The following is a 17,350-nucleotide window of genomic DNA, read 5'->3' as shown; positions in this document are numbered from 1 at the left end:
CCGCTATCAATGGAGGGATTACAGGGTCGGGTAATCGGTATAGCCTTCCGCGCCGCCGCCGTAGAAGCTTTCCGGACGCTGTGGATTCAGAGCGGCCTTTTTCTGCAGGCGCGCGACCAGGTCCGGGTTGGCAATGTAGTCGCGACCGAAGGCCACGGCATCGATCAGACCTTTACCGATCAGATCGTTTGCCTTTTCGACCGTGTAGGCGCCAGCGCCGATAATGGCGCCGGGGAAACGGTCGCGCACTTTCTGACGGAACTCATCGCTGTACGGCTGGCCGCCGGCCCAGTCTGGCTCGGACATGTGCAGGTAAGCGATGCCGCGTTTGGCCAGCTCTTCGATCAGATAGAGCGCGTCGGCCTCTTCATTCGCACCGTTATCGACATTCTGGAAGCTGCCAATAGGCGAAACGCGAATACCGATACGGTCGGCGCTCCACTCTTTACTTGCCGCATCAACCACTTCCAGCACCAGGCGCGCGCGGTTTTCCACGCTGCCGCCGTACTGGTCAGTACGGTGGTTGGAAGAGGGGGAAAGGAACTGGTGCAGCAGGTAGCCGTGCGCGGAGTGCAGTTCGACAAGATCAAAACCGGCATCGCGGGCGTTGCCTACCGCCTGACGGAAATCATCAACGATCCCCGGGATCTCATCGGTGTTGAGCGCGCGCGGCATCGAGGTGTCGACGCGAATAGCATGGCCGTTTTCATCGCGCAGCGAGGTACGGGTACCCGCGCTAATGGCCGACGGCGCCACCGGGGCGGCGCCGCCAGGCTGGATGCTGCTGTGCGAAATGCGCCCGGTGTGCCACAGCTGAACGGCAATACGCCCGTTTTCGGCGTGTACGCCGGCGGTGATTTTTTTCCACGCGGCAATCTGTTCCGGGCTGTGCAGACCAGGCGCGCCCGCGTAGCCTTTAGCCTGAGCGGAGATCTGGGTGGCTTCGGAAATAATCAGGCCGGAGCTGGCGCGCTGACGGTAGTATTCACCCATTAGCGGGGTAGGGATATCGCCCGGTTCAATGCTGCGCAGACGCGTCAGCGGAGCCATAAATACGCGGTTGGGCGCGGTTACCGCACCTACTTTCAACGGGGTAAACAACTTTGATTCTGACATAGTGACTCCTGAGTAGACCGGTCGTCTTGAAACTGATGAAATAAAAACGCCTGTTAAACGCCAGGCGCAGCAATAATATTTTTAGCGTGGGCAAGGGCGCTTTCCAGCGGCGTTGCGCTACGCGTAATCTTGGCCTGCAGATTCGCCCCCAGCCACAGGGAGTAGAGCACCTGGGAAAGGGTGAACGCGTCGCCGTCAAACTCAAGGCTGCCTTCCTGACGGCCTTTCTCCAGCGCATCGCCCAGCAGGATAATGATTTGGCTGGCGCCTTTATCCATCGCGGCGCGCATATCTTCCGACAGATCGCAGACCTCCGCCGACAGCTTCACCGTCAGACAGCCGCTAATAATGCCCTGCTGGCAAAATTGCGTCAGCGTATGCTGATAATAGGCCAAAAGGCGATCGCGGTAGTTTCCCTGACCGTGGTCAAAATGCTCCACCAGGCGCTGAAGGTATCCGGCGTAATGATGCTCGAGCAGCGCAACGCCAAAGGCTTCTTTTGAGCGAAAGTAGTGATAGAAAGAGCCTTTCGGCACTTCCGCTGTTTTCAGCAGTTCACTCAGCCCCATGCCGGTAAATCCCCGATGCATGCAGAGCTGCTCGCCGGTGACCAGGATATGTTCGCGGGTGTTGCATTCACTGTGCTTGTTCATAGCGCTCACTGTAATAGACCGATTGGTCTAATGCAAGTCATAATTAAAAATGCCGCCTGGCGCAGAGGGCGATGAACAAAATTTGCGTACGGCGAATGAAACGTCTTCAATAAAGAAAGAGATGAGCGGCAGGAGAGGCGAAGTGGCTGAACAACTGGAGTTCTTCCCGGTGCAAAGTCCGTGCCGGGGGATTTGTCAGTCTGATGAACGTGGCTACTGCCGGGGGTGCATGCGCAGCCGCGACGAGCGTTTCAACTGGCAGAAAATGAGCGATGCGCAAAAGCAGGAGGTTCTGCGTCTGTGTCGCCAGCGGCGGCTGCGCAAATTACGCGCGGCTAAGCAGGATAGTGCGGAAGAACCGCAGCAACCCTCACTGTTTTAAGCATAAAATTGCGTATACTCAGGGCACATTTTTGTTGAGGAAGCTGTTATGGTTCAGCGTATTGCTATGGCTCCGCAGGGGCCGGAATTTTCTCGTTTTGTGATGGGCTACTGGCGTTTGATGGACTGGAATATGTCCGCGAAAGCGCTGGTGAGCTTTGTTGAGCAACACCTGGATCTGGGCGTCACCACTATCGATCACGCCGATATTTACGGCGACTATCGCTGTGAGGCGGCGTTTGGCGAAGCGCTAAAGCTGGCTCCGCATCTGCGCAGCCGGATGGAAATTGTCACCAAATGCGGGATAGCCACTAAAGCGCGGGCGGAAAACACCATCGGCCACTATATTACCGACCGCGACCATATCGTTCTCAGCGCCGAACAGTCGCTGCGTAATCTGGCAACCGACCATCTTGATCTGCTGCTAATCCATCGTCCGGACCCGCTGATGGATGCGGATGAAGTCGCGGAGGCGTTCCTTGCCCTCCACCATAGCGGCAAAGTTCGCCACTTCGGCGTATCTAACTTTACTCCCGCCCAGTTTACCCTGCTGCAGTCGCGCCTCCCGTTTACGCTCGCGACCAACCAGGTGGAAATTTCCCCGGTCCATCAGCCGCTGCTGCTGGACGGTACGCTGGATCAGCTTCAGCAGCTGCGTATCCGGCCGATGGCCTGGTCCTGCCTCGGCGGCGGACGTTTATTTAACGATGACAGCTTCCAGCCGCTGCGCGATGAGCTGGCGCGCGTTGCTCAGGAGCTAAATGCGGAGAGCATTGAGCAGGTGGTGTACGCCTGGATCCTGCGTCTGCCATCGCAGCCGTTGCCGATCATCGGCTCAGGCAAAATCGAGCGCGTGCGCTCCGCGGTGGTTGCTGAAAAGCTAAACATGAGCCGCCAGCAGTGGTTCCGCATTCGTAAAGCGGCGTTAGGCTACGACGTTCCGTAGACACCGACACCTCAGCAATGGCCTACACTTAGTAGCGATAGAGCCATTAAGGAGGTGTTATGCAACGATGTATTCTCGCCATACTTACCCTGGCCGCGTGCGCAGGCGCGCAGGCGGCCAGTGAAAGCGTCGATATCAATCTTGTTACCAGCCAGAGCGTCGGTCAGGCTATCGGTAGCGTTAAAATCAGCGAAACCGAGAAAGGTCTGGAGTTTACGCCAGACCTGAAGGCGCTGCCTCCCGGCGAGCACGGCTTCCATATCCACGCCAACGGCAGCTGCCAGCCCGCGATTAAAGAGGGCAAAGCCGTCGCCGCTGGCGCAGCCGGCGGGCACTACGATCCGCAAAAAACCGGAAAGCATGAAGGTCCTGACGGCGCCGGGCATCTCGGCGATCTGCCATTCCTGGTGGTCAACAACGACGGTAAAGCCACCCAGCCGGTAGTGGCACCGCGTTTAAAAACGCTGGATGAGGTGAAAGGCAAGGCGCTGATGATTCACGTGGGGGGCGACAATATGTCCGATAGCCCGCAGCCCCTTGGCGGCGGCGGCGAGCGGTTTGCCTGCGGCGTGATTAAGTAGTTCTTTCCGTCAGGGTTCCGGCAATCGGCGCCTGCTCCAGCTGCGACAGCGCGCACCACAGCCGCCAGATAACCGCCGCCAGCTCTTTGGCCGCCGGCTGGTGGTGGTGATTAAGCGCGTCGCAGATGCGCTGCAGCTCCTGGAGCGTAGAGGCGAGCGGACGCTGCTGTACCCCGCGCTCGCTCATTACATCCCGCAGCAGGCTGATACATAAATCACGCACCTGCGATAGCGGGTCGGAACGGGTTTCCCACTCGCGCAGCTGCCACACCACGTGGGAACAGTTGAGCAACACCACGCCCCAGCGCAGCAGCCAGCGGCGCGCCAGCGCATCCTGGCTATTGCTGAGCTGGCTAATATGGTGGTAAACCAGCGATTCAAATTCGTGCTCGCTGTGCTGCGGACGGCGGCTGAGCTGGTCAACAAAGTGACGCCGTAACGCACGGATATGGCGGCGGCTTTTACGCGCGTCCGAACCCGGGCTGATAATGGCGAACGCCAGCCAGGCGAGGCCTACGCCAATGATTTTCCCCAGATTATCGTTAAGAAACGACGCGTAGTCGTAGACCGGCGGGTTGGTGACCGAAATAAACGACCCCATAAAGACAATCAGCTGACCCCATAGTCCGGCGAGCTTAGGCATCTGTAGCTTCAGCAGCTGCATGGTCGCCAGCAGCGGAAACAGGAACAGCAGAAACTGCCATAAATCGGTGATCTGCACCATCAGGCCAAACTTCACAACAAAGCTAAAGAGCGAAAGCAGGATCAGGGTGCGCATCAACAGCGTTAAGGACTTAAACGGCGAAGGAGAGACCGAATAGAGGACGCAGCAGATAGCCGCCAGAGTCAGGGCAGCGGCGCAGGCCTGCCACTGGGTGCTAATTCCCCATGCGCCGACCATTACCAGCGCGCAGAAAGTGCGAACGCCGTTCCACAAGGCTTCGGCCTGGTCGGTATGGCGGGCCAGCGCTGGCGCGGAAGGCACGTTAAATTCAGTCACCGCGGTGGCGTTTTCGATGCGCGTGAGCCAGCGGCTGCTCACCAGGTAGAGACGACAAAAGTAGCGCAGACGCTTCCAGAAGGCGATATGCCGGTAATCAGCGTCCGCGGGCGGCGCCAGCGGGGCGATGATGCGGGCGACGCTCAAGGCATCGGCGTTTGTATACGCTAATTCGTTAAGCAGTGACTCCAGAATCTCGCGGGTGCGGGCGGGCGCGGTGGGCCAGTTGAGCAGCATCCGCCGCAGGCTCGAAATCACGCTGGTCATTCGCAGCTGCTGATGCAGCAGATAGTTCAGCAGCGGGTTTTGCCGACGAAAGCGATAGTGGCTCCAGAAGGCCTGGATACGCAGCAAATTCATGGTCAGGATTTGCCCAATCACGCTCTCGTGCGCGGTGCGGATCGCATCGGTGGTTTCCGGCACCCATAGCAGGCTGGCGTGTTCCAGCAGGCGCGCGTGCATGTTTTTCAGCGCCGTCAGCAGCGTAGCGCCATCGGACGTGCTCGGTAAAATCATCATCATCAGCCCGCCGCACAAAATACCGACGATAACCTCGCAGACGCGCGACTGGGCGATAGTCCACAGTTCGTTGGCGTCAGTGATATTGATAACCGGAAAAGCGATGATCGCGCAGGTATAGCCCGCGAGCTGGAAAGCGTAGGCGACGTTATTGGTGAACATCGCGCAGGCCCAGGTACAGAGGGCTATCCACGCTGAAATGCTGAAGAGAAACAGCCACGGATCGTTGAGCGTGTGCCCGGCCAGCAGCAGCGCCGCGCAGGCGCCGAGCAGGCTGCCGGCAATACGCCCGAAGCTTTTGCTGATCACGCCGCCGACGGTGGGAAAGCTGACCACCGCGGCGGAGGTCATTGCCCAGTAGGGTTCGTCAAGATTCAGCCAGTAGGCGACGCTCAGCGCCAGGCACATGGCAATCCCGTTGCGCAGGGCATAGCGCCACTGCGGACGGCTGGCCTTAATCCACGGGAGCGCGCGCCACGACAGGGCCTGCAGCTTCATTACTGCGCGCCGATGGCAACGGTACAGGTGGTACCGGAGACCAGGGTGGTATCCGGCGGCAGATGGTCAAACTCAATGCGTACCGGGACGCGCTGAGCAAGGCGGACCCAGGGAATATTCGGTTTAATATTCGCCACTAGCCCGCCGCTGCTCTCCACGCTCTGGTCGACTATCGCGCGTCCGATGCTGCCAACGTGACCCTGTAACTTTTGCTTGCTGCTATAAAGAATAATCTGCGCGCTATCGCCGGGACGAATATGACGCAGTTTCGTTTCTTCAAAATAACCCACCACGTAGAAGGAGTGGCTGTCGACGAGGGCGAAAACCGGGTGGCCAACGGCGGCGTAGTCGCCAACGCGGGTCGAGAGATTGGTGACCCAGCCGTCAACCGGCGCTTTGATTTCCGTCTGCGTGAGCTGCCATTGGGCATGATCGAGCGTGGCCTGCGCCACGCCAACCACCGCCTTAGCGGCTTCGAGGTTGGTCGTCGCGGTATTCAGCGCGGTATTGGCGTTTTCTAAATCTTCTGCTGAGATGAAATTCTGGGAAAGATGACGCCGGCGGTTAGCATCGCTGGCGGCTTTTTTCTGTTCCGCCTGCGCGCGGGCGACTTCTGCTTTGGCTTTAGCGAGCTGCGCGCGGGCGTTGAGCAGGGCAATTTTATACGGCGTGTCGTCGATTCTGAACAGCACCTCTCCGGCCTTCACCAGCTGGTTATCGCGCACGTTTAGCTGCAGGATGCTGCCGGAAACCTGCGGCGTAACGCCAACCTGTTCGGCGCGCACCTTGCCGTCGCGGGTCCACGGGGATTGCGTGTAGTAATTCCAGACCAGCCAGGCGGCAATAATGGCCAGCGCGGCGACCAGCAGCGTGGATAAGTATTTTAGTTTCTTCATGGAATGAACATTACCAGATAGTCAGTAAAACCAGCGCCAGACAGACGGAAAGCGCAAAGAAGGAGAGGTCCATTAACAGGGGATGCCAGATCTCGCCTGCGTACATCCAGTCCCGCAGCTGGCGATGGACAATCAGCCAGATAAAAAAGCCCAGCAGAACCGCTTTAAAGACAGGAGGGAAATAGACAGAAGCGCCGAACACCAGGTCCTGGAGTGACAATCCGGCAGTGTTAAGACTCAGTTTCACAAGCAAAAATCCTTTGCCGTTGCAGGAAGAATGTTCAGGTGATGCGATTATTCACATTGTAAATCATTGTTCTGATTCTAGTGAATCAGGTAATTCATTTGTTTTGGTAATTTAAATGCTGCACACTATTCTAAAATCAGTATAATAACTTAGCAAGCTAATTATAAGGAGATGAAATTGGAATCGCCACTTGGTTCTGATCTGGCACGTTTGGTACGCGTCTGGCGCGCGCTAATCGACCATCGCCTGAAACCTCTGGAGTTAACGCAGACGCACTGGGTCACGCTGCATAACATTCACCAGCTGCCGCCTGAACAGTCGCAGATTCAGCTGGCGAAAGCCATTGGTATTGAGCAGCCGTCGCTGGTTCGCACGCTCGACCAGCTGGAGGAGAAAGGGCTTATTTCTCGCCAGACCTGTGCAAACGATCGGCGGGCAAAACGTATCAAGCTTACGGAAAAGGCCGAGCCTCTGATCAATGAAATGGAAGAGGTTATTGGCAAAACGCGTGATGAGATTCTGGCAGGCGTTTCCAGAGAAGAAGTGGAAACGTTGCTTAATTTAATTCGTAAACTTGAACACAACATCCTCGATCTCCAGGCAAAAGATTGACCTTAACGGGGCCTTGAAGAAACTCAAGGCCTCTTTTTTATCTATTCATGCCAGACCACAACGCGGTTACGACCGCTGTTTTTCGCCTCGTACATCGCGGTATCCGCGCGCTTAACGCACTCTTCTGCCGAAACACGCGTATCCTGCGTCGTGAAAACCCCCATGCTGATAGTCATTCTTTCGGGTAATCCTTCCTGCTTCTCGCTGACGGAGAGGCGGATGCGTTCGGCGACAGCCAGCGCTTCCTTTGCGCCGATATTGACCAGCAGCAGGGCAAACTCTTCCCCGCCGATACGCGCGGCGGCGTCGTCCTGGCGCACGTTGTTCTGCAACACGCTGGCAGCAAATTGGATCACCTTATCGCCCTGCACGTGACCGTAGGTGTCGTTGATGCGCTTGAAGCGATCGAGGTCGCAGACGATCACCGATAGCGGTTGTGAAGCGGAAACCTTCGGCAATCGTTGATTCAGGGTGTCATAAAAATAGCTGCGGTTATACAGCCGGGTCAGGGGATCGCGAATCGAGTTCTGGTAAGAGCGGACGTATCTTTCGTTCGATTCGCGATAGAGCATAAAAACATCGCACAGCAGGACTAAAATCAGAAACAGGGTGCTAAGCGTTTCAAAGAATCGCGCCTGGTTCCAGGCGTGACTGCTATCACCTGCCGTTGAGAGTAGAACCATTAACGTAAATATATAGGCGGTACAAAAAAAGGCCCCGCTGTACCAGAATATATTACGCAATTGAGTCAGGCTAATCAGTAAAATCAGCGTTACTGACCATATGATAATTAATAACCAGCCAATACGATTATGCCACAGCGGCGTAAAAGTGTAGGTCAGATTGTCAAGGAATTCAATACTCAACAGCGGGGAGTTGCTGGAATGAATCCACGATAATATAAGCACTGCGGCAATAAAAACAAAGCAACCTGTCAGTACCGTTCGGTGAATTTTACCTGAGCTAAGGGTGATGTTGCGAAAACGGTATAAAACAATCGATGTTATTAATAAAATGGCCATCATCACGTTGCGGAAAAAATAAAAAATCAGCGCGTCATTTTGGTTAATGGCGCGACCCTGTCCGCAAATCAACCAGTCGGGATAGCTGCCTATCGTTCCCAGCATCAGCATGGCCGAGCAGGCAAAGGCGAAGGTAATCGGAACCAGGTACAGCCGTTTTTTATCGCACAGATATTTCATTCCCATAAAACAGGCAATCATAATATGAAAAGTCATCAGCGAAATCGTCAGTACAGGAAAAAGCATGGATGATGTTGTAGGTATACGATCAATTAACGAGTCGCTGAGGTAATTAAGCGTGGTAATCGCAAGGATACACACGGCAGCGTAAAGAAATATCCGTTGGGGTAAGCTTTTTATATTAGCGCGCATAGTCAACATCCCTGAAAAATGCGAGGGTAAACGACGAGGTTGTCGTAAATGATTTAAATAGTACTCATTGAAGATTACTTGATGGCAGCAGGGGGGATATTGCGCGGGCGCAAAGAGTTGAGGTGCGGCAGGAAAATATAAATATATTTATATCGTTTATTTATGTTGGTAAATGATACATCTTTTATATAAATAAGCGGCCCGTCAGGGCCGCAGGGATAAGGTTTAGCGTGGGGATACCGTAACCTGGCTGCCGCTGCCGGCAATGGCCACGCGCTGGCCAACCGAGAACGGCGTGCTGCCTTGCTTCTGCACCACCATGATGGTATTACCGTCATCTTTGCGGATTTCCAGCTCAACGCCCTGGGTTTTGTTCATCGCACCCTGTACGCCCTGACCGGCTACGCCGCCGGCGACAGCGCCTGCCGCCGTTGCCAGTGAGCGGCCCGTGCCGCCGCCAATGGTGTTACCCAGGAAGCCGCCGAGAACCGCGCCGCCGATGGCGCCGATAGCATTGCTGTCATCTCCGCCCTGAATCTGCACCGCGCGGGTATGGACAATAGTGCCGTAGGTCACGCTCTGGACCTGTTTGGCTTCGGATGCGGAGTAAACATCGCCGGACAGACCGCTGCTGCTGACGCAGCCTGCAAGCGTAAAACCAATCATCGAGACAGCCAAAACACGTAAAATCATTTATGAATCTCCTGTTCACCAAGAAGCGTTCTGTTGAACTTCCTTGTAGCCAATTATATGGCATTTAAGCGTCTGCTGGCATAGCAGATGCAGTGACTATACAAAAAATAATAATCAGAGTCGTCTCAACCTAAACTAAACACAAGTTCTTTACCCTACGAACGACAGCGCTGCTTGTATTGTTAAAAAGTATTATAGCAGCATAGCATTGCCCCCTCGTTTATGGTGGAGTGTGGGGATATACGAGAGTCATGGAATGAAGGAAAGCGTATGAAATCAGGCCGCTTTATCGGCGTAATGTCCGGCACCAGCCTTGATGGTGTTGATGTTGTCCTCGCAGCAATTAATGAAAATATGGTCGCCCAGCAGGCCAGCCTGACCTATCCCATCCCCATTGCTATTAAAGAAGACATTCTGGCCATCTGTCAGGGCCAGCAGCTTACGCTATCGCAGCTGGGGCGGCTTGATACGCGTCTGGGACGGCTGTTTGCCGATGCGGTTCAGGCGTTGATGACGCAGGAAAAGTTACAGGCGGCGGACATTATCGCCATCGGCTGCCATGGCCAAACGGTCTGGCATGAGCCTACGGGCGACGCGCCGCATACCCTACAGATTGGCGACAATAACCAGATTGCCGCGCGTACCGGCGTGACGGTCGTCGGCGACTTTCGTCGTCGCGATATGGCGCTCGGCGGGCAGGGCGCGCCGCTGGTTCCGGCGTTCCACCACGCGCTGCTGGCGCATCCGGTAGAGCGTCGAATGGTTCTTAATATTGGCGGTATCGCCAACCTCTCCCTGCTGGCGCCGGGGGTACCGGTGCGCGGCTACGACACCGGGCCTGGCAACATGCTGATGGACGCGTGGATCTGGCGACAGTGTGGTAAACCCTACGATAAAGACGCGCAGTGGGCCAGCGAGGGTAAAGTGGTGCTGCCGCTGCTGCAGGATATGCTAAGCGATCCGTGGTTTGCGCTACCGGCGCCGAAGAGTACCGGTCGCGAATACTTTAACTACGGCTGGCTATCGCAGCATCTGGCGCGTTATCCGGGGCTTCGCGCCCAGGACGTGCAGACCACCCTGGCGGAGCTGACCGCCGTCAGCATCAGTGAACAGGTGCTGCTCAGCGGGGGATGCGAACGTCTGCTGGTCTGCGGCGGCGGCGCGCGTAATCCGCTGCTGATGGCGCGTCTGGCGGCGCTGCTGCCGGGAACGGAAGTGTCGACCACCGATGAGGCGGGGATCAGCGGTGATGATATGGAGGCGCTGGCTTTCGCATGGCTGGCGTGGCGGACGCTTGCCGGATTACCCGGTAATCTCCCTTCGGTAACCGGCGCGTCGCAGGCTTCCGTGCTTGGCGCGATTTTCCCGGCAAATCCGCCGCAAAATCAGAGTTAACTGAAATCACCCGCGCCGGTTTCTTCGTAGACTGGACAGCGTTGAGGGAGGGCGTTATGCCTTCCCGGACCGGGAAAGTCGAAGGCAAATTAATGAAAAAAATACTTATTCTTGCGGTACCTTTTATGCTCGCGGGCTGTAGCTACTACAATCAGTTTGTCGAGCGGATGAATACGGACACTCTGGAGTACCAGTGCGACCAGAAGCCGTTGACCGTCCATCTTAATCATACTCGCCAGCAGGTCAGCTTTATCTACGATAACCAGCAGCTCAACTTGCAGCAGGGGTTATCCGCATCCGGAGCGCGCTATACCGACGGCGTTTACGTCTTCTGGTCGAAGGGTGATAACGCGACGGTCTATAAACGCGACCGTATCGTGCTGGAAAACTGTCAGCTGCAAACCGCCAAACGTTGAGATTTCGGTCATGGGGGCGCACAATGACGCTACCCTTTGATTATTTTCTCAATTGCCATGTCTGATAACGACGAATTGCAGCAAATCGCGCACCTGCGCCGCGAGTACACCCGTGGCGGCCTGCGTCGCCACGACCTTCCCGCCGAACCTCTGGCGCTATTTGAACGCTGGCTGCGTCAGGCCTGCGATGCGAAGCTCGCCGATCCAACGGCGATGGTGGTCGCCACCGTTGATGAAAACGCCCAGCCTTACCAGCGCATCGTTTTGCTTAAGCACTATGATGAAAAAGGCTTGGTGTTTTACACCAACCTTGGCAGCCGCAAAGCCCACCAGATTGAAAAAAATCCCCGCATCAGCCTGCTGTTCCCATGGCATATGCTGGAGCGCCAGGTGATGGTTATCGGCAAAGCAGAACGCCTTTCAACGCTGGAAGTGGTTAAATATTTCCACAGCCGTCCGCGCGATAGCCAGATTGGCGCCTGGGTGTCGCAGCAGTCCAGCCGTATCTCGGCGCGCGGCATCCTTGAGAGTAAGTTCCTCGAGCTTAAGCAAAAGTTCCAGCAGGGCGAAGTTCCGCTGCCGAGCTTCTGGGGCGGATTCCGCGTCAGCATCGAGCAGATGGAGTTCTGGCAGGGCGGCGAGCATCGTCTGCACGATCGTTTTCTCTACCAGCGGCAAAACGGCGGCTGGCAAATCGACCGACTGGCGCCATAAAGCACGCAAAAATGTTGTGTTAAGCGCTGGTGCATCGTGGCCCGGCGCTTTATTCTATACGCTTCATTTTTCAAGCTGCATCTTTGTTAGCCGCGCCTGTCTGGCTCTGTCGCTTACCTGAGTAAGTTCCCTGGGCTTTTACATGCTTGCCGCCGCGATGCAGCTTGAATAATTTTGCGTAGATGTTTTTTTCGCGTCTGGCGAAAAGTCGTGTACCGGCAGAGGTGCAGTCGTTTATAGATGGAGAATTTGATGGCAAGCAGTAACTTGATTAAACAATTGCAGGAGCGGGGGCTGGTAGCCCAGGTGACGGACGAGGAAGCGTTAGCAGAGCGACTGGCGCAAGGCCCGATCGCGCTCTATTGCGGCTTCGACCCTACCGCCGACAGCTTGCACTTGGGGCATCTTGTTCCATTGTTATGCCTGAAACGCTTCCAGCAGGCTGGCCACAAGCCGGTTGCGCTGGTGGGCGGCGCGACGGGGCTGATTGGCGACCCGAGCTTTAAAGCCGCTGAGCGTAAACTGAACACTGAAGATACCGTGCAGGAGTGGGTGGATAAAATCCGCAAACAGGTCGCGCCTTTCCTCGACTTTGATTGCGGGGATAACTCGGCCATTGCCGCGAATAACTACGACTGGTTTGGCAGCATGAACGTGCTGACCTTCCTGCGTGATATCGGCAAGCACTTCTCTGTAAACCAGATGATCAACAAAGAAGCGGTGAAGCAGCGTCTCAACCGCGACGACCAGGGCATCTCTTTTACCGAGTTCTCCTACAACCTGCTGCAGGGTTACGACTTTGCCTGCCTGAACAAGCTGCACGGCGTGGCGCTGCAAATCGGCGGTTCTGACCAGTGGGGCAACATTACCTCCGGTATCGACCTGACCCGTCGTTTGCACCAGAACCAGGTCTTTGGCCTGACCGTACCGCTGATCACCAAAGCCGACGGCACCAAATTTGGTAAAACTGAAGGCGGCGCGGTGTGGCTGGATCCGAAGAAAACCAGCCCGTACAAGTTCTACCAGTTCTGGATCAACACCGCGGATGCTGACGTTTATCGCTTCCTGAAGTTCTTCACCTTTATGGACATGGCTGAAATCAACGCCCTGGAAGAAGAAGACAAAAACAGCGGTAAAGCGCCGCGCGCCCAGTATGTGCTGGCCGAGCAGGTGACCCGTCTGGTGCACGGCGAAGAAGGACTGGTGGCGGCAAAACGCATTACCGAGAGCCTGTTCAACGGTAACCTGAGCGATCTGAGCGAAGCCGATTTCGAGCAGCTGGCGCAGGATGGCGTGCCGATGATCGAAATGGAAAAGGGTGCCGATCTGATGCAGGCGCTGGTGGATTCTGAGCTGCAGCCGTCCCGCGGCCAGGCGCGTAAAACCATCGCCTCCAACGCGGTGACCATTAACGGCGAAAAACAGTCCGACCCGGAATATGTGTTTGTCGATGGCGACCGTCTCTTCGGGCGCTACACCTTACTGCGCCGCGGTAAGAAAAATTACTGTCTGGTCTGCTGGAAGTAATTGCGTAAAGGCAGGGGCGTGGGAAACCGCGCCCCTTATTTTTTGCTCTCAGGTAATCAAGATGAAGAATATCCTCGCCATCCAGTCCCACGTTGTGTTTGGCCATGCGGGCAACAGCGCCGCTGAATTTCCGATGCGCCGCCTTGGCGCCAACGTCTGGCCGCTTAATACCGTACAATTCTCCAACCATACCCAATACGGAAAGTGGACCGGCTGCGTCATGCCGCCGGCGCATTTAACGGAGATTGTGCAGGGGATTGCCGACATTAACCAGCTGCAGCGCTGCGACGCGGTATTAAGCGGATACCTGGGGTCGGCGGAGCAGGGCGAACATATTCTTGGTATCGTGCGTCAGGTGAAAAGCGCCAATCCGGCCGCGAAATATTTCTGTGACCCGGTGATGGGGCATCCTGAAAAGGGCTGCATCGTGGCGCCTGGCGTCGCGGAGTTTCACGTGCGCTATGCGCTGCCGGCGAGCGATATTATTGCGCCAAACCTGGTTGAGCTGGAGATCCTCTGCGGGCACCCGGTGGCAAACGTTAACGAAGCGGTTTTGGCCGCCCGCGAGCTGATTGCTCAGGGGCCGGAAGTGGTGCTGGTGAAGCATCTCTCACGCGCCGGGCTGAGCCTGGATCGTTTTGAAATGCTGCTGGTCACCGGGCAAGAGGCCTGGCACATCAGCCGTCCACTGGTGGATTTTGGCATGCGCCAGCCGGTGGGCGTCGGCGATGTCACCAGCGGGCTGCTGCTGGTTAAGCTGCTGCAGGGCGCGAGTTTGCGCGATGCGCTGGAGCACGTCACCGCCGCGGTGTATGAAATCATGCTGGCGACAAAAAATATGCAGGAGTATGAGCTACAGGTTGTGGCGGCTCAGGATCGTATTGCCCAGCCGGAGCACTACTTCAGCGCCACGCAGCTTTAAGAGGCGTGAGAACAACTTGCCCGACCTGCGTCGGGCAAGGATCGGCGTTACTTCAGCCCTTCAGCCTCGAGGGCGGCGGCTACGGCAGGCCGCGCGGCAACGCGCTTCATCCAGACCGCAATATTGCTATAGCCTGCCATATCCAGCTTCACGGCGTACGCCCAGCGCAGCACGGTGAACAGGTAGCCATCGGCGATAGTGAAACGGTGCCCGTTAATCCACTCTTTATCTTCCAGGCATTCGTTAACGTACTGCATTTTTTTGTCCAGCAGCGCGCGAGCGACAGGTTTGTAATCCTCCGGCGTATCCGGACGAAACAGCGGGGTAAAACCTTTATGCAGTTCCGTCGCCACGTAGTTTAGCCACTCCAGCGTCTGATAGCGCGCGATGCTTCCCACCGGTGCCAGCAGCTGGCGATCCGGCACGCGATCGGCGATATATTGCATAATGGCCACGCCTTCCGTCAGCAGCACATCATCGTCCAGCAGCAGCGCCGGCACCTGACCTTTCGGGTTTACCAGCAGATAATCATCCCCGTTTTCGAGACGTTTTTTCATCACGTCAACGCCCTGCAGGGTGAAGTCCAGGCCGCTCTCGCGTAGCGCGATATGCGAAGCAAGAGAACAAGCGCCGGATTTGTAGAACAGTTTCATCGGTAACTCCTCGTGGCTGCGGTTTTCTGTATGTTAGTCCGCCCAGGGGCAAAAAAAAACCGCTAACAGCGCGTTAGCGGTTTAAATTTATGGGTTTTCCCGGGGAGCTTAGGCCGTAGCGGTATCGCGGGCTTTTGCCGTTTTATCATCGTCCTGGGTCATGCGGTTCAGCTTAGGCGCCGTCAGCAGCATCAGGATGGCGATAATGCCGGTGGCGACACCAATATGCAGGAATACGCGACCGTAAACTTCCAGCGACATCAGCGGGTCAGTCACGTTATCCGGCACCGCCATCATGTTCGCGACGTAGCCGCCGATTAGGTTGGCGCCAGCGGTAGTCAGGAACCAGCTGCCCATGATGAAGCCCATCAGGCGCTGAGGAACCAGTTGCGCAACCATCGCCAGACCCAGGCCGGAGATCATCAGTTCACCGATACTTTGCAGGCCGTAGCTGATAACCAGCCAACTGACGTTCACGATACCCGCGTCGCTGGCAAACTTAGCGCCCAGCGGCAGTACGAGGAAGGCGCCGGAACAGAGGACCATACCAATAGCAAACTTCATCGGCATCGGCAGGGTATCGCCCATTTTGTTGTAGATAGCGGCCAGAATCGGGCTACCGATAATGATCCAGAATGGGTTCAGCGCCTGGTACTGCTCAGGCTCGAAAGCGATGCCAAGCAGAGAGTGTTCAACGTTGCGAATCGCAAAGAAGTTAAGGGAGGTCGGCATCTGGCTGTACAGAACAAAGAAGATAATCGCCTGCAGCATCAGGATGAACGCGACGATCATTTTGCGCCGCGCGGCGCCCTGCATCGCGAAGGCTTCTTTAGCGAAGATAACGATAATACCCAGCGCAACCACGCCCAGCGCCATACGTGCAACACCCTGGTTGTGCAGCAGCCAGGTTGCAATCGCGATGAGAACCACCACGCCAACGATTGTCGCCAGCAGCTTGCCTACCTGCAGCGGGGCGAAGTCAGGCTTCGAGCCGTACTGTTTAACCCAGCGCTGGCAGAAAGTGAAGTTGACAATGGTGATCACCAGGCCGACAAAGCTCAGGGCGAAAGCGACGCTCCAGCCGAACTTCGCCGCCAGCCACGGCGTGGCCAGCATAGAGAAGAAGGAACCGATGTTGATGGACATATAGTACATGGTAAATGCACCGTCCAGACGCGGGTCGTTCTTTTCATAGCAGGTTGAGAGCAGGGAAGAGGGGTTAGCCTTAAACAGGCCGTTACCGACGGCAATCGTCGCCATACCTATATAGACGATGCCCGCATCGTGCCCGGACCACGCTACCAGGCCATAGCCGATGGCCAGAACAATGGCACCGAGCATAATGACGCGCTTGGTGCCCAGCACCTTGTCGCCCAGCCAGCCGCCAATCGCCACCAGGCCGTAGACCAGGGCGCTAAAGGAGGAGAACAGGGTGATAGAATCCGCTTCTGACATACCCAGCTGTTTAACCAGGTAAACGGCCATGATCCCTTGCAGGCCGTAGAAACCAAAACGCTCCCATAGCTCAATCGAGAAGATGAGATAGAACGATCGTGGTTGTTTGAAAGCGTTCAAGCTGACGCTTTCTGTTGGTTTATTGTTTGCAGTCGACACAAATACCTCTTTTTTTACATCCCATATTAACGGGGGGTGCTCGGGGCGCAATCTTCTCAGACCGCCGCCTTTATAGTTATTCTGGAGGGAAAACGGCAGGTAATGTTCACTATCCTGCCCCTTCAGGCAATAGCTTTGCAATAATCTGTTACACATATTTTGTGCGGAATAATACACCGCATACACAAATGTTATTCAGAGTTAAATTTCAAGCTTTGGTGAATGGGAGCGTTTTTATCTGCCGCAATGGAAAATTTTTCGTATAATGGCGATATGTTCTGCTGACTGCGCTTGCATCCAGTGATATAGCCCATAATCCTAAAAATTGATGGGTTATTGTGTTGGTATTTAAGTTGAGGGTATTTGAATCAGCAGGTTTAGGTACAATTACGTTAACAATTAACCAACAACAAAATGACCAGGTGATCCTGATCACAAATGTATAGAAATTTTGACTCTAAAAAAAATGAATACCCTGGATGATGATTATATAACCGCATAATCACCCGCAGCCGGGGCAAAACCATGGCGTGAATGTCGATAAAGCCGGGGGAGGCAGAGTCATCTCTTTGG

At 55.7% G+C, this 17,350-nt stretch carries 18 protein-coding genes; 9 read left to right on the top strand and 9 right to left on the bottom strand.

The annotated features are described in order from the left end of the window. Positions 1-18 precede the first annotated feature (18 nt). Both nemA and KOSB73_RS17930 read right to left on the bottom strand, forming a co-directional pair. Positions 19-1,116 (bottom strand): alkene reductase, encoded by a 1,098-nt coding sequence (gene nemA, locus KOSB73_RS17935; protein ID WP_024357970.1) that lies wholly within the window; start codon positions 1,114-1,116, stop codon positions 19-21. 53 nt (positions 1,117-1,169) lie between these two features. Continuing rightward, the gene (locus KOSB73_RS17930; protein WP_024357971.1) at positions 1,170-1,769 is read right to left on the bottom strand and encodes a TetR/AcrR family transcriptional regulator; all 600 of its coding nucleotides are present in this window, start codon (positions 1,767-1,769) and stop codon (positions 1,170-1,172) included. A 121-nt stretch (positions 1,770-1,890) separates the two neighbouring features. Here KOSB73_RS17930 and KOSB73_RS17925 point away from each other — a divergent pair, with 121 nt between their 5' ends. The 3 genes from KOSB73_RS17925 to sodC are packed head-to-tail and all read left to right on the top strand — an operon-like array spanning position 1,891 to position 3,677. Next, positions 1,891-2,151 (top strand): DUF1289 domain-containing protein, encoded by a 261-nt coding sequence (locus KOSB73_RS17925; RefSeq protein WP_155551950.1) that lies wholly within the window; start codon positions 1,891-1,893, stop codon positions 2,149-2,151. Between the two features lie 48 nt (positions 2,152-2,199). After that, positions 2,200-3,096, top strand: a complete 897-nt coding sequence (locus KOSB73_RS17920; protein WP_049130936.1) for an aldo/keto reductase — start codon at positions 2,200-2,202, stop codon at positions 3,094-3,096. A 59-nt stretch (positions 3,097-3,155) separates the two neighbouring features. Next, positions 3,156-3,677: a superoxide dismutase [Cu-Zn] SodC gene (gene sodC, locus KOSB73_RS17915; protein WP_049085879.1), complete on the top strand. Its 522-nt coding sequence runs from the start codon at positions 3,156-3,158 to the stop codon at positions 3,675-3,677. Here the strand turns inward: sodC and KOSB73_RS17910 are convergent. The 3 genes from KOSB73_RS17910 to KOSB73_RS17900 are packed head-to-tail and all read right to left on the bottom strand — an operon-like array spanning position 3,670 to position 6,837. Next, positions 3,670-5,694 carry an FUSC family protein gene (locus KOSB73_RS17910; RefSeq protein WP_098140763.1) on the bottom strand — a complete coding sequence of 675 codons (2,025 nt, stop codon included), beginning with the start codon at positions 5,692-5,694 and terminating at the stop codon, positions 3,670-3,672. The two genes, sodC and KOSB73_RS17910, sit on opposite strands and share 8 nt — an antisense overlap. Beyond that, entirely contained in the window at positions 5,694-6,590 is an 897-nt protein-coding gene (locus KOSB73_RS17905) for an efflux RND transporter periplasmic adaptor subunit (protein WP_004136796.1), read from the bottom strand. Before KOSB73_RS17905 ends, KOSB73_RS17910 begins: the two co-directional genes overlap by 1 nt. A gap of 10 nt (positions 6,591-6,600) precedes the next feature. Continuing rightward, a complete protein-coding gene (locus KOSB73_RS17900) occupies positions 6,601-6,837 on the bottom strand; it encodes a DUF1656 domain-containing protein (RefSeq protein ID WP_004119481.1) in 237 nt (78 codons plus the stop codon). 171 nt (positions 6,838-7,008) lie between these two features. On the opposite strand from KOSB73_RS17900, the gene slyA reads away from it, so the two are divergent. After that, positions 7,009-7,449: a transcriptional regulator SlyA gene (slyA, locus tag KOSB73_RS17895; protein WP_029669661.1), complete on the top strand. Its 441-nt coding sequence runs from the start codon at positions 7,009-7,011 to the stop codon at positions 7,447-7,449. Positions 7,450-7,490: 41 nt separating this feature from the next. Here slyA and KOSB73_RS17890 read toward each other — a convergent pair whose 3' ends face one another. Both KOSB73_RS17890 and slyB read right to left on the bottom strand, forming a co-directional pair. Further along, positions 7,491-8,843, bottom strand: a complete 1,353-nt coding sequence (locus KOSB73_RS17890; RefSeq protein ID WP_098140762.1) for a sensor domain-containing diguanylate cyclase — start codon at positions 8,841-8,843, stop codon at positions 7,491-7,493. A gap of 225 nt (positions 8,844-9,068) precedes the next feature. Beyond that, complete coding sequence (gene slyB, locus KOSB73_RS17885) at positions 9,069-9,536, bottom strand: outer membrane lipoprotein SlyB (RefSeq protein ID WP_004851450.1); 468 nt, start codon at positions 9,534-9,536, stop codon at positions 9,069-9,071. 270 nt (positions 9,537-9,806) lie between these two features. Between slyB and anmK the strand changes: the two genes are divergently transcribed. The 5 genes from anmK (at position 9,807) to pdxY (ending at position 14,510) form a co-directional block, all read left to right on the top strand. Then, the gene (anmK, locus tag KOSB73_RS17880; protein ID WP_004136807.1) at positions 9,807-10,931 is read left to right on the top strand and encodes an anhydro-N-acetylmuramic acid kinase; all 1,125 of its coding nucleotides are present in this window, start codon (positions 9,807-9,809) and stop codon (positions 10,929-10,931) included. A gap of 92 nt (positions 10,932-11,023) precedes the next feature. Further along, a complete protein-coding gene (gene mliC, locus KOSB73_RS17875; RefSeq protein ID WP_004136809.1) occupies positions 11,024-11,347 on the top strand; it encodes a C-type lysozyme inhibitor in 324 nt (107 codons plus the stop codon). Positions 11,348-11,404: 57 nt separating this feature from the next. Next, the gene (gene pdxH, locus KOSB73_RS17870) at positions 11,405-12,061 is read left to right on the top strand and encodes a pyridoxamine 5'-phosphate oxidase (RefSeq protein ID WP_004119519.1); all 657 of its coding nucleotides are present in this window, start codon (positions 11,405-11,407) and stop codon (positions 12,059-12,061) included. Positions 12,062-12,313: 252 nt separating this feature from the next. Continuing rightward, positions 12,314-13,588 carry a tyrosine--tRNA ligase gene (gene tyrS / locus KOSB73_RS17865; RefSeq protein WP_024357979.1) on the top strand — a complete coding sequence of 425 codons (1,275 nt, stop codon included), beginning with the start codon at positions 12,314-12,316 and terminating at the stop codon, positions 13,586-13,588. A 61-nt stretch (positions 13,589-13,649) separates the two neighbouring features. Then, complete coding sequence (gene pdxY / locus KOSB73_RS17860; protein WP_064342800.1) at positions 13,650-14,510, top strand: pyridoxal kinase PdxY; 861 nt, start codon at positions 13,650-13,652, stop codon at positions 14,508-14,510. 47 nt (positions 14,511-14,557) lie between these two features. On the opposite strand, the gene gstA is transcribed toward pdxY, so the two are convergent. Next, entirely contained in the window at positions 14,558-15,163 is a 606-nt protein-coding gene (gene gstA / locus KOSB73_RS17855; RefSeq protein WP_004136813.1) for a glutathione transferase GstA, read from the bottom strand. Between the two features lie 108 nt (positions 15,164-15,271). Further along, on the bottom strand, positions 15,272-16,777 hold the full coding sequence (dtpA, locus tag KOSB73_RS17850) for a dipeptide/tripeptide permease DtpA (protein ID WP_024357981.1): 1,506 nt from the start codon (positions 16,775-16,777) through the stop codon (positions 15,272-15,274). Positions 16,778-17,350: the final 573 nt, after the last annotated feature.

This window comes from Klebsiella grimontii (assembly GCF_900200035.1).
GTDB classification, from domain to species: domain Bacteria; phylum Pseudomonadota; class Gammaproteobacteria; order Enterobacterales; family Enterobacteriaceae; genus Klebsiella; species Klebsiella grimontii.
The sequence above is the reverse complement of the archived record's forward strand: the minus strand, read 5'-3'. Positions and strand labels throughout refer to the sequence as shown.